Here is a 13,913-nt window from a genome sequence, read left to right as displayed (position 1 = left end):
TTTACTATCTTTAATTATACTATTTCATCTTTTATCATATCATCGAAAGTCTGTCTTTTTCTTATGATATAATGTTTATTATCATCAATCATAACCTGAGGTACAAGAAGTCTTGAATTATAATTACTTGACATACTGAATCCATAAGCACCAGCATCAAGTAAAGCCACATAATCACCCTGCTCTAATACACTGCATTCTCTACTATATGCAAAAAAGTCTGAACTTTCGCATATAGGACCTACAAAGTCATAATTTGAAACATTGTCTTTTTTAACTAAAGGATATATTTCATTATAAGCATCATACATAGCAACCCTAATATAATCATTCATACCGCCATTTAATATAACATATTTTCTTCCAAGCTCTTCTTTAATATATTCAACTTTCATTATCAAAGCACCAGATTCCGCCACAAAATATCTTCCGGGTTCTGTAGTGACTCTTAAATTCATTTCTTTTAATAGATTAATACTTTCAGCTTTGAATTTATCAAAATCAAATCCCGAATGATCTCTGTTATATCTTACTCCGTACCCTCCGCCTATATCTATATCAGTAATATTGAATCCCATACTATTAATTTCAGCAATCAAATCTTTCATTACTAAAATAGCTTTATAGAAAGGCTCGGCATCTGTCATTTGAGAACCTATATGCATTGATAATGATTCTATTTCTATATTAGATAATGATTTTAATAAATCAGAATTATCTTTTATAGTTTTTATGCCTATACCAAATTTATTTCCAGTAATGCCTGTAGTAATCTTCTCATGAGTATGAGCATCAACATTAGGATTGACTCTTATTGAACATTTTACTTTCTTTTTAAGTTCTTTAGCTATATTATTTATTCTTACAGCCTCTGGAATAGATTCTATATTGAAACGTTTTATATTAAGATCTATTGATTTTCTTATCTCTTCCTCTGTTTTAGCAACACCAGAAAATACTATGTTTTCAGCTTTTCCGCCTGCCTTAATATATTTCAAAGTTTCTCCTATAGATACAACATCAGCACCTATACCTTCTTCAGCCATCATTTTTAATATAGATAAATTATTTTCTGCTTTAACAGCATAAACTATTAATGTATTATTTAAAGGTAAAAATACTTCCTTCAAAAATCTTATCTTAGTTAAGATATCATTCTTTGAATAAATATAAAAAGGTGTGCCGTACACTTCAGCAATTTCTCTAATATCAATATTTTCGCACATCAATATATTATTTTTATAAGCAATCATTATTAATTTTCTCCTAATTATTATTGTTTAATTATTTAATTTTTAATTTAATATTTCTGTTATACTTACAGATGCTATTCCTTCATCTATTAAAAGTGGTAAATTATCTTCCAAAATTTTTAATGTTTCTTCGCTTTGATAATGCCCTATTCCAACAGCTACCCCATACTCTTTAGATAATTTTATTAACTCTCTCCATTGCTTCATTATAGAAGAATAATCTCTCTCATTATCTAAAAATACTGATCTCCTAGCCGTTTTCACTCCATATTCCAAAGCCATATTATATATCAAACTGTCAGAAACAGTATAAGAATCAACAAAATATTTATCATTACTCTTAGCATAATCAAGCATATGAGAAACTATACTCTCATCACTGCTTGCCACAGAGCCTGTATGATTATTCATTCCTTTAGCATAAGGTACTTTTGAAAATGAATAATCTAATAATCTAAACACTTCATCTTCATTCATTCCCTTTCTTATTAGAGTCTGCTCTCCGAAATAATCACTGCCTTCCATAGGTATATGCAAAATAACATTAACATTATTGCTATATGCAGCATAAGAAAAATCTATGCTATGATAAGAATCAGGAAGTACAGCAAAAGTTATATTATATTTATTAGCTAAAGAAAAATATCTTTCAGCATTATTTAAAGTATTACCGCTATCATCTATTATAATGCTTATACAATTACTATGTTCATTTATTTTATTTAAAATAGGTTCTGCTGTATTAGGTGAGTTTATATCTGCTAAATGAAACATATCATCTGAAGGCTTTTCTTCTATATTTTTTTGAAGAATTGTATTATCATTTGATTGTTTAGAAATATTATCTGCATATTCAAAACTAATATTATAATACTCTTGAACCTTTATAAAAGTAAAGGCAAATATACAAAGCATAATAACTGATAGTATAAATACAAATATATTTTTCATAAAACATTAATGTAAAAAATAATGCATTAATGATATCTTAAATAGTAATAAAAGTCAATTACTTATGAACCATATAGTCAACACTTACAACAGCATGTTCATTGCATTTAGGACATTTAGGAGATAGTTTTTTAAAAATTTTATCTATAAAAGATTCTTTTTTAGATTCTGAATCAATTTTAAATATTTTCTCTACGTTTTCATCTTTTTCATTTTCCTCTGCATCTTTAAAATCAAGCGATACAAAAGAAAGTTCTGAATGAGCATTCAATTTTTTATCAGTGGTGAAAAAATATCCGCAATTTCTGCATTTATAATGAAAAGGAGCTTTATCTGGAAACATAGTTAATTCCTCTGTTTTTAAATATCTAATACCGATAATTTATCTTGTTCTGTATCGAAATGATCTGCCATATAAATAGCATAACTATCTTTTTTTATAACACTTCCAGGCTTTACTCTGTTATGTCCTACAACCTGATTATATCCTGTCCATGCATCTTCTGACAAATCTTCCTTATCTGCCCATAATATACCAGCAAATTTACTTCTGCCTCCTCTTCTAAAAGAAGCTATATTGCAATCATCTTTATCATTTTTATAAATAATATTCACAACATCATAAATATTATCAATATTAATATCTTTTATATCATATCTCTGTTTTATATATTCAATCCAGCCATTAGTAATGCCGGCATGAGTGAATATATAATTATTTTCTATATGTATAGTTTTAAAAATATCAGTATTATCATTAAATATTTCATGCATTTCTTTAGAATAACTTTTTCTGTATCTGCTTGCTGTAGGATATCCAACTATATATTGAAAATCATGATTACCTATAAGCAGAATAACTTTGTCATCATGATTTTTTTTGAACTCTATTACATCTTTTAAATTATTAACTATCTCTTCATCAGTAAAAGTAACCCAGCTGTCATCACTGTAATCTCCCATAAAAACTATTTTATCAAACTTATCAAACCTTCCTTCAATAAGTTTTTTCCAACAGCTTTTCCCATGTAAATCACCTATAACAGCAATCTTCATTTAAAGCCTCCTTACCATTAAATTTATATGCTGATAGTCAATAGCAGAATCTTCAGAGTCATTTTCAAGAACTTTATTTATATAAATAGCTTCGAATTTTTCCTGCAAATATTCTTTAAACTCTCTTATGGCATCAAAATACTCTTCATTATTATGAGAAGTGTTAATCTTGTTTTTGTATTCGAAATTTTCTTTTATTTTGTATGCAATATTATCAATGATACTTTCTTCTATCTCATAAATTTTACCAATATTCTGAACTATATTTATTGTTCTGTAAAGATCCATACTCAAATTTGAAGAATTTGAAATCATATATATATTTACAGAATAATCAGAAGATTTTCTCTTATCATCTAATATAAACTCCAAAGTCTTAATAGATTCATCTACAAAAGTTTTATTAGTTTCCAAACTATATTCAACTTTTAAATTTTCTATACCTATCATTTTTTTGATAAATAATGAATCAAATTGATTATAAAAATATTTTTTTACATTGCTAAAGAAAGTATATATATAAAAATATTTCATCTCTCTAACTTTCACATCCTCTATTAACTCAGATAAGAAAACATTTAAATCATTTTCATTTATATTTATCTCGTAATGAGAAGATAGATTTTTTATAATATCAGCTATATCATTATTAATAACATCAAAAATTTCTGTTTTATCATCATTTTTTATGTATACAATGTTATTATTCAAATTTAAAGAAGGTAAATGAAGTGAATCTCTTTTTTCTTTCAATATTTTTATTTTATTTTCTATATCTTCTTTTATAATATCTTTTTTATCATCTGGAGTAAGATATAATATTTCTTCTTGTATAAATTTATTATCTTCTGATTCTTGTTCTTTTTCTAGTTCCGCTATTTTTTCTAAAGTATAAAATTCCTTTTTCTCCAATATTTCTTCTATTCTTTTTAAATTATTTTCTCTATCAGTTCCATAAATATATAATGTAAATCTATATCCATATTTTATATCAAGCCCCATCATCTTTATAAAAGATTTAGCATTAACTCTTTTTCCATTCTTGTTTTCTATTTCTATTTTATCCTCAATAGTTCTAAAAAAATCTACAATGGAATTAACTGTTTTATTATCAGTTACAATAGAATTTCTACATTCAAACTCTTTAGATATAAAATCATTATTCTCCATATAGTATCCTGTATATAATTATTTTCTTCTATAAAATAATTATATACAAATATACAAACAAATCAATAAGTTATGTATAAAAACATATTAAAAACTATATAGCATCACTATATATATACCTATATAGGATATATAAAATATCTATATAAAAATAGAATAATTTAATTAATTATAGACAACATAAATAAAATAACTTTAAACAATTTTATTTTTTAATATTTTTAAACTTAAAAATTTCATTAAAAATGCTTTATTTATTTTAAATATATATATAAGTCTTTTTGTTATACAAATAATACATAAAAACCCTTGAAATTCTAAATAATATTGTTTATAATAATACAAAATAAAATAACAGAGTAAAAACAGAAAAAATATGATTGATTTTAATTTAAAAGATATTAGAGAAAAAATTTTGAAACTAACACAAAGCCAATTTGCTAAGATGTTAGGCGTGCGTCAGGATTATATTTCAAGATTAGAGAGAAATGCAAATAATATAACCCTTGACCTATTGGATAAGCTTGCAGAAAATACTGGACTTACTATTGATGAACTTACAAAGTATAAAAAGAATTCTTTTGAAAGTGAAAATCCATATCTTTATGAGAATCTTATTAATGTACAAGTCATCATAGATAAAATTAATGAAGAAATAAGTACAGTAGACAAAAAGAATAATGAAAAAATATCTGAACTGACCGCTGATATTTTTAATAAAATCAGTGAAACTTTTGATATTGTAGTATATGGAAGATACAGCTCAGGAAAAACTTCATTCATTAATGCAATATTTGATAAAAATATCGACACGAATCCTTATTCTGAAGAAACGAATAATGATGAATATTTTTTGAATGATGATTCTAAGCTATTTAGAATTATTGAGTACAAAGAAAGTCTTCTTGATACTAGAAAATACAATAATCAAAATATGTTTATTTATTTATGTGATATAAATGCATTTTCTCAGGAAGATATTACAAATATAAATGCCTTAGCTAATTTTATAGATGATTTTAGTAATATATCTGTAATATTCTCAAAAGCAAATATATTTGATGAAAATGAATTAGGCAGTGTTATTGATAAAAAGTTTGAAACATTAAAAAACTTTATCGAATCTTCTAATAATATAAAAAAAATAGATTATTCTTCATTAAGAAAAAGATTTTTCCCATTTTCAATAAATAACACTAATCTAGTTAAGCAGATTAAAGATGATTTTGCTGAAAATATAAAATATGCTTATTATAACAGAATATTAACAAATATTAATTTCATTACAGAAATAATAGACAATAAAAATGAATTCCAAGAAAATGATAAATTAGAAGTTAATTTAAATAAAATAAAAATATCGGTTAAAGAAGCATTTAATGAAATATACAGAAATACTCTTAATATAGACAGTATAATTCAATCTATTGATGATAACAATGTATACAGAAAAAAAGATGATATAAAAGTATTATGCAATAGCATAAACGTAAATCTTGATACACAATTATACAATATGCTTGCTGTTACAAAAGAAGATTTTGATACTAAAGAACCTAATAAAATAAAAACAAATTTAATAAATCTTTCTATAGGTATCCTACCTTCATTTAATTTATTAAAAAGTAGCACAATGAAAATAATAAACATTGTAGGAGTATCTTTATCATTCCTTCCTAGTGTTGTATTTATATTATCTGGATTTATGTCTTTCTCTGGAAATTGGAAAAAGACTCTTTCCAAAAAGGTTATTAAAGCATACGAGGAAGAGAATCTGGTATCTAAATATAATAAAACAATAGATGAATATTTTAATAACTATTTGACAAACCTAAAAGAAATAGATACCAAAGTTAAAGAAACTCTAAAATATCAAGAAGATGCTAAAATGTATAAAAATATAAAATCTATATTGAATAATTTCTCTTCTTATATAAAAGCAGAAAAGAATAAAAAATAAATCAAAATAATATATAATAAAAAGAGCAGGTAACTTTTAAGCCTGCTCTTTTATTTATCAATATTAATTATTTATTATTAGCTATTAGTATTTTCATTGCTGTAAACTGTCCAACTGCTGTCAGGAAGCTGATAATAGGAATTATCTATAAGTTTCTGAACGTTTCTTCTATACAAAGCACTTTCAACTTCTTTTATATTAGCCATACTAAGTTTAGGGTCTGATAATATTAAATATTCTGCTATAGTTCTTCTGTCTGTATTTTCTTTTTCCATTATCTCTTTTATATATTTTATTCTCTCTTCACTGTATGTTGTCTTTGGTTTTGAAACATCAAAAGCTATATATGATAAATATCCGCCATTATTTTCACCTATATAATAATTAGTTTTATACAAGTTTATTTCATCTTGATTAAACATGCTTCTTATAAGAGCCTCTTTATAACCTTGAGCCAATTCATCAGAAACATTTGTACTCACCATAATAAGATTTAAATCTTCTTCACTTGAAAGAGTAGATATTTGATATGCACTCTCATCTATTTGTCTGTATCTTCCCAAAACCTGAGCTTCTATCAAAGTTTTTCCACCAAGAACCCTCATCTCAGGTTCCTGTACTAATATAAGCTTTGAACAGCTTGGAATAAAAATCATAATCAGTAAAATAAATATCATATTATACAATCTCATAAAACAAATATCTCCTATATATTTTCTTTATTAATTTCCGCCCTCTAAATATGATATAACATCAGAGAAAGGCATTGGTTCAAGTCCAAATTTATCACCTTCAAATGCTATAAGCTGCTGCTTCTGCTGATTAGGCTTATCTAAGTTTTGATCTCTAAAATAGAATGTAGTAAATACCTTATTGGCAGATATACTAAACTCTACTGAATTAGGGTCATAACCAAATTGTACTATATTTTCAACAGTAGATATACCAGGGTTGATAGGTCTTATCATCTCTATTAAGAATTTAGAAAACTCTGTAGACATCTTACTTATACCCACAAAGAATGTAGTAGGTCTTATATTATTCAAAGGACTTACACCTACTCCGGCAATATCTGCTGTAAGATTAACCAATAATTTTTCATCATTAATTTTTTCTCTGTTTTCAGGAGCAAGCAAATATTTAAAGTTTATATCACTAGCCAAAACACGCATATCATATTTAATAGTACTTGTATTGAAACTTCCTAAATCTACATTAAGCCAAGGTAAATGTATAGCTCCTCTTCTTGGTGCTGTATTATTTGATATAGAAGTCAAGAATAAATTATCATCAAATTTTTCACCACCTATATATATAGATGATTTCAAATCTTGTATTGTAAGTCCATGTCCCTGAACTCTTACAGAAGAAGAAAAATCTCTTATTCTAATACTGTCATCTATAAATGGAGGTATTTTTAAATATACTCTTAACTGTTCAAAGAACATATTAGGAACCTGCTCTATAAGAGGGGTATATCTAGTAGCTGTAGCAACTACTTCGTTATCTGTAGGAGTCAAATCAAAATGATAATCTATGTTTGATGTTAATCCTTTCAATACTATTGACATTTTATCAGGTGAATCCATATTAGCAAAGAATTTATCTGTTTTGAAAACACCATCTGCTATATTGTTTTTCAAATTACCATTAACATTGAATAATCCGCCTATTTCTATACCAAAAGGCAAATACAAACTTTCTGTATCCAAACCAACATTATAATTCAAGTCGGCATTTTTTATAACAGGAGTGAAGTAGCCATCAACATGTACTAACAATTTATTAGCCGGACTCTGTAAATTAAATTGTCTAATATTGGCATATAGGTTCTCTCCGAAATTAACATCAGCATCTACTTTCATAGTAACATCCTGAAGTTTATACTGCTTTTCTGTTACATAGAAAGTACTGAAATTTGTAACTGTTGCAAATTTATCTTCTAATGATAAGTTATATCCCAAAGCACTGGTCATTTTTATATCATCTTCAAAAGGCAAACTATCAAGAATTTCAGCAAATTTAGTAGAAAGCCAATTTTTCATAGCATAAGGAGCTATTCTAAAAGTAGATATATTAACAAAGCCTTTTTTTAATCCCAAACCTTCTAAATCAAGATTTGATCTAAAATTAAGGAAATTATCCAAATCTAAATTAAGTGCTGTAACTTTTACATCCTGACTTAGTAAATTAGCATTGGCAAGTACATTAAGTTTTGCTGTAGCTGTAGAAGAAACTTCACCGTTTAAATTATATGAGAAATTTTTTATAATACCATTTACTGTAGTATTAATATCATTTATCATCTTTCCAAAAACATGAACATCTAAATTTAAAGAACCTCTTGCAAGTCCACCTGAAAAATTAGCAATAGGCAATGATGTTACATTTACATTCAAATCTGTAGGCTCATCAAATTTTACCGCTCCATTAACCTTTATATCTGAATTAATATATTTTGTAGATATATTATCAACATAAAGAACCGTATCGCTTTTCTTATTAGGATCATTAATAGCCGGAACAACACCTAATGCCCCATTCAAAGAAGATAAAATTCTTAATGATACATCTGTATTATTGAATCTATATAATTTCAATGCAGTTACTCTATCAATAGTAGTATTATGCTCTAATTTTATATCTTCTTTTGAAATGTTATTAGGATTGAAAGTAAAATTAACTTTAGTTTTTGAATTAAGATTATTTACTGCTATAGTATCCCCCATAGACAAATTTATCTTATCCAATGCTATAGTTATTGCATTAGTTAAATTATTAATAGTACCTGTGCTTTTATCTGCATCCACATTAACCATACCGCTCATATTTATACCTAAAGAAGGTACAAACATAGAAGCTAAACTATTTACTTTATTTAAATTAAGTCTTGCATATAATGTATCTAAATTAACGCCTATATTTCCGCTGAATATTTGATTAGCAGAGGCTATCACTTTTAATATTTCATCATTTAAAAGTTCTGAAGATAAATTCTCTATAGATACGCTTTGAGTTCTTATATTATATCTAGCTAGAAGATGTGCCGCAAACTGCATATCATCGCGTTTTTTACCATTATAACTAAAATTAGGCTCATCTATCTCAAAATCAAATCTTATAACTATTTCATCTTTATTTTCTGTACCATCAGGATTTTTAGGATAGGATACATCTAAATTAAATAAAGGATTATCATTAAAGAAAATACTGCTGTCATTGTAGGCTAAACTATTACTTATAAAACTTTTTAAATAAATATCTTTCACAACTTCAGGAGCAGATATACCCATCACTTGAGATAATGAGAATCTTTTTGTATGCAAATCCAAATGTAGATTATAATTACTTAAACTTGCTATAAGCCCATTATTAGGTACATTAGTTAAAAATGATTTACTGTCTGCCTTAAATGCCAAATTATTTATTCTAATATTTTCTACATCAGCTTTTAATTTAAGAAAATCGAGTTTGCTGAAATCAAATGGCTCTTTATTAGTATCTTCTTCTTTAGGCTTTGACGGAGGCATATCCGGTAAATTCCAATTCCCGCTCTCATCTGTAAACATGTAAACATATAAATTGTCTATACTTAAATCCTGAACATGAAGCTTTAAAAAGAATAAAGAAAAAAGAGAAAATTTTAATCTAAAATTATCTATCTTTATATTCTCTTCATTATTAAAATTATCAGAATTATAAAGCACAACATTGCTCATTTCTATTTTTGGAAATAATAATCCATATTTAAAATCGCCTATTTCCAATTTTCTGTTAGTAGCAGAATATACTATATTTTCAATAAGATTTTTCATTCTTTCATTATTGAAATATATTCTAGCCCCTGCAATACCCACAACAATCAAAAAAAGAAGTATCAAAGGTATATATCTCTTTTTGAATCTTCTTTTTTTCTTATTAGCATTATCCTGTTCTGATGATATTTCAGTTTTTTCTTTTTTCTTAAAAAATTTCTTCATAATCAATCTTCTATAAAAATATATTTTACATGTTTATAAAACAATTTTACACTTAAAAGATAGTATATTATAAAACATATTCTTTATCAATAGCAAATAAGTATTAAAAGTCATTATTATTATATGTACCATCCTCATAAGTACTATCTTCATAGGTATTATCTTGATTATTATAATATGTACTATCTTCATAGGTATTATCCTGATTATTATAATCATCATTATTTTCAGCAGCATTTGTTTCTTCTTCGTTACTGTAATAATAATAATCAGAATTATAATCTTCCGGCCTTATAATGATAACATTATTTGTATTATTGAAGTTACTCTCTAAATTCTCTTCAAACTGTTCTTCAGGCATAGTATTATCATTTAAATAATTATTGCTGTAATTATAATAATCTGCCTCATAAGTATTTGTATTATTATATAAATCATATCCATAATTATAATCACCGCTTATCTCATTTGATATGCTCATATTAAATTCATAGCTTCTAGCCTTTGAAATTCCTTTCTTCCAGCCTTCTTTAGTTAAATCTCTTTCAAATATAAGATAATATCTGCCTTGAGATAAACTTATTTCATATTCATCATCTGTTTGAGGCATAGTGATAATTTTACCTAATACATCATTAGAAATACTTATATTAATAGCTTGGGAATCTATCAAGAAATAAGAAAGTTTAACACTTGATTTAATAGGTATACTGAAATTGTAATAATCTCTATCATAAGAATAATCTATAGCACCTTTATACGTTTGATTAAACTCTATAGTCTGGGCTTCAGAATATTTATTATTAGGTTCATGTTCTGTGTATTTATCGTAAGGCTTAGCTATAATGCTTACTCTATATGGTATATTATTAACTGCATTTGTAGAAGCTAATATAAAATAATATGACATATAAGGATAAAGTATAAGTTTATCAACTACTTCACCATCTCCAACATTATTTATGTCCTTCATAGTTATCCAATTACCTTTCTGATCATATAGTCTTATACTTGCATCTATGGCAGGAACACCTGAAAGCTCTATAGAAATAGAATATGTATTAAAAGAACTATTAGTTATTTTATAAGCATCTACTTCCATATCCTTCAAATCGCCTGTTTTAAGAGTAGGATTATATGTTTGACCATAGTATCCTTCTATTGTATAAAGTCTATTGTCACTATTAACATCTATGATATGAGCAGCAGAAATTTTATCATTAGGTTCTTTTTCATCAGTTTCTTTATAATCTCTTTTTTTAAGTATTAACATATAATCAATATTTTCTTTTACAGTATCTTTTGGAGATATTGATATATAATACTTATTTTCGTCAGTATTATTTGTAGAAGGTTCAAAATATATATTCTTCATTACTTGAGTAGTATATATTATTTCTTCTTGTTTTTTATTTTGATTATTATTACTGCTTACTGTTTCATTTGTATCAATATCATTTGTAGTAGAATTGGTTTCAATATTTTTTATTTCATCAGGTTCATTTATTACTTTTATAACATTATTATTATAATCATATAAAGTCATTATCACAGGAGAATAAGTGGAATTTGACACATAAAAGTCTATAATGCTTGCCTTACCGTCAAAAGTAAAATAATAGTAATCAGTATTATCCCCTTCCAACTGTCCAATTATACCATCTTTATTAATTTCCTGTGCTGTTTCAAAGCTATTATTACCGCCAGCTTTTTTATCTAATTTATATTGTGAAGAACCACATGATGCTAAAATAATCATTGCAATATTAATAATTATTATAAAACCAATTTTTTTCATTTTATCTCCGTATCTATAAAAACAATATATAAAATTATACATCATTCTATAATAAAAAGATACTTAATATTTTTATATATTTTAAAAAAATATAATAAAAATAAAATCAGCTATTGACATTTTTATTTATATATGCTATTATTCTTTTACGTTTTCAAATTAATATGGGTAGGTGGCCGAGCAGTCAATGGCAGCAGACTGTAAATCTGCCGACGTGAGTCTACGGGGGTGCGAATCCCTCCCTGCCCACATTCTTTTTACGAATATTTATCTTAAACGAGGTATCGCTTTGGCTATAGAATTTAATAATGAATACATATCTATAGTTATGGAAGCTAACCTAGCTACTCCAGAAGAAATAAAATCTTTTGTAGAAGACTCTGATGAGGCATGTAATATAAGAATGCCAGTAGTTGTTCTTGATATGAAAAATGTAAAAGAGATAAACAGTGCAGGAATAGCTAAAATACTTAAACTTTATAAAAATCTTCAGTCACTTAAAGTTAAATTATTTATGACAAATTTAGACGAATCTATTAAACCTACTCTAAAAAGTTTAATGATGTTTAGTTTAATAAAATATTTTGATGACCCTAAAGATTTCGCTATATAATTCCCGAAAGTAGTTAATTTTATAATAATTTATTGAATTTTTATCATCATTTTATTATACTTATTTTAGTAAATAATCGGAGAATTTTATGCATAATAATATAGCAACTGTAAGATGGACTGGTGAAGAATTGTATATACTTGACCAAACATTAATACCTATCACTGTAAAAGAAATAAAATTATCTAATGAACAAGATGCCTATAATGCTATAAAAGAATTAAAAGTAAGAGGCGCTCCTGCAATAGGTGTTGCAGCAGCATATTCTCTACTTATAGATTTAAAAAGTAAAACTAATTTGAAAGCTGATGAATTTATAAAGTTTGTTCAAAAAAGAGCTGAGTATTTAAACTCATCAAGACCTACTGCTGTTAATTTAAGCTATGCTTTAAATAGAATGGTAAACACTATAAAAGATAAAAATAATAAAACTTCATTAGAATTATACAATATATTAGAAACAGAAGCTAAAAAAATAAACTCTGAAGATGTGGATATATGCCAAAAAATAGGAGAATATGGAAATGAACTTTTAAAAGAAAATTCAGGAATACTTACACATTGTAATGCTGGAAGACTTGCTGTAAGCGGAATAGGTACTGCTCTTGCTCCTATGTATATAGCTCATCAAAAAGGTAAAAAAATAAGAGTTTATGCTGATGAGACAAGACCATTGCTTCAAGGGGCTAGATTAACAAGTTTTGAATTACAGGAAGCTGGAATAGATGTTACTTTGATATGCGACAATATGGCTGCTTTTATAATGTCTAAAGGACTTATTGATTTGGTAATAGTAGGATGCGACAGGGTTGCTGAAAATGGAGATGCTGCAAATAAAATAGGTACTATGGGGGTGGCAATCTTAGCAAAACATTTTAGTATACCTTTTTATATAGCATGTCCATCTACTACTTTTGATTTGAATACAAAAACAGGTAATGACATAATTATAGAAGAAAGAGATGCAAAAGAAGTTATAAATTTTGCAGGTACTCAAACAGCTCCTTTAGATATGAAAGTAAGAAATCCAGCTTTTGATGTTACACCTAATGAACTTATAACAGGTTTCATCACAGAAAAAGGTATAATAAAAGCTCCTTATATAGAAAATTTAAAAAAAGCTTTTAATTAA

11 protein-coding genes and 1 tRNA gene are annotated in these 13,913 nt (G+C 26.1%); 4 read left to right on the top strand and 8 right to left on the bottom strand.

What is annotated here, in order from left to right; genetic code table 11:
- Positions 1-14 precede the first annotated feature (14 nt).
- The 5 genes from lysA to BINT_RS04575 are packed head-to-tail and all read right to left on the bottom strand — an operon-like array spanning position 15 to position 4,430.
- Entirely contained in the window at positions 15-1,253 is a 1,239-nt protein-coding gene (lysA, locus tag BINT_RS04595) for a diaminopimelate decarboxylase (RefSeq protein WP_014487385.1), read from the bottom strand.
- Positions 1,254-1,295: 42 nt separating this feature from the next.
- The gene (locus tag BINT_RS04590) at positions 1,296-2,204 is read right to left on the bottom strand and encodes a divergent polysaccharide deacetylase family protein (RefSeq protein ID WP_014487384.1); all 909 of its coding nucleotides are present in this window, start codon (positions 2,202-2,204) and stop codon (positions 1,296-1,298) included.
- 58 nt (positions 2,205-2,262) lie between these two features.
- On the bottom strand, positions 2,263-2,547 hold the full coding sequence (locus BINT_RS04585) for a hypothetical protein (RefSeq protein ID WP_014487383.1): 285 nt from the start codon (positions 2,545-2,547) through the stop codon (positions 2,263-2,265).
- Between the two features lie 17 nt (positions 2,548-2,564).
- Positions 2,565-3,260, bottom strand: coding sequence for a metallophosphoesterase (locus tag BINT_RS04580; protein ID WP_014487382.1), 696 nt, complete (start codon positions 3,258-3,260; stop codon positions 2,565-2,567).
- A complete protein-coding gene (locus tag BINT_RS04575) occupies positions 3,261-4,430 on the bottom strand; it encodes an HPr family phosphocarrier protein (RefSeq protein WP_014487381.1) in 1,170 nt (389 codons plus the stop codon).
- A gap of 376 nt (positions 4,431-4,806) precedes the next feature.
- Here BINT_RS04575 and BINT_RS04570 point away from each other — a divergent pair, with 376 nt between their 5' ends.
- Positions 4,807-6,390, top strand: a complete 1,584-nt coding sequence (locus BINT_RS04570) for a helix-turn-helix domain-containing protein (protein WP_014487380.1) — start codon at positions 4,807-4,809, stop codon at positions 6,388-6,390.
- Positions 6,391-6,467: 77 nt separating this feature from the next.
- Here BINT_RS04570 and BINT_RS04565 read toward each other — a convergent pair whose 3' ends face one another.
- From BINT_RS04565 to BINT_RS04555, 3 genes are all read right to left on the bottom strand, one after another.
- Positions 6,468-7,082 carry a hypothetical protein gene (locus BINT_RS04565; RefSeq protein ID WP_041177256.1) on the bottom strand — a complete coding sequence of 205 codons (615 nt, stop codon included), beginning with the start codon at positions 7,080-7,082 and terminating at the stop codon, positions 6,468-6,470.
- A 30-nt stretch (positions 7,083-7,112) separates the two neighbouring features.
- Complete coding sequence (locus BINT_RS04560) at positions 7,113-10,370, bottom strand: AsmA family protein (RefSeq protein ID WP_014487378.1); 3,258 nt, start codon at positions 10,368-10,370, stop codon at positions 7,113-7,115.
- Positions 10,371-10,473: 103 nt separating this feature from the next.
- Positions 10,474-12,168: a hypothetical protein gene (locus BINT_RS04555; RefSeq protein WP_041177255.1), complete on the bottom strand. Its 1,695-nt coding sequence runs from the start codon at positions 12,166-12,168 to the stop codon at positions 10,474-10,476.
- 166 nt (positions 12,169-12,334) lie between these two features.
- On the opposite strand from BINT_RS04555, the gene BINT_RS04550 reads away from it, so the two are divergent.
- From BINT_RS04550 to mtnA, 3 genes are all read left to right on the top strand, one after another.
- Positions 12,335-12,417: transfer RNA gene (locus BINT_RS04550), tRNA-Tyr, on the top strand.
- Between the two features lie 40 nt (positions 12,418-12,457).
- A complete protein-coding gene (locus BINT_RS04545) occupies positions 12,458-12,781 on the top strand; it encodes an STAS domain-containing protein (protein WP_014487376.1) in 324 nt (107 codons plus the stop codon).
- A gap of 88 nt (positions 12,782-12,869) precedes the next feature.
- Positions 12,870-13,913, top strand: a complete 1,044-nt coding sequence (gene mtnA / locus BINT_RS04540; RefSeq protein ID WP_014487375.1) for an S-methyl-5-thioribose-1-phosphate isomerase — start codon at positions 12,870-12,872, stop codon at positions 13,911-13,913.

The sequence above is a fragment of the Brachyspira intermedia PWS/A genome (genome assembly GCF_000223215.1).
Lineage (GTDB): Bacteria > Spirochaetota > Brachyspiria > Brachyspirales > Brachyspiraceae > Brachyspira > Brachyspira intermedia.
Note: the sequence above shows the minus strand (reverse complement) of the source record. Positions and strands in the feature narration are given on the sequence as shown.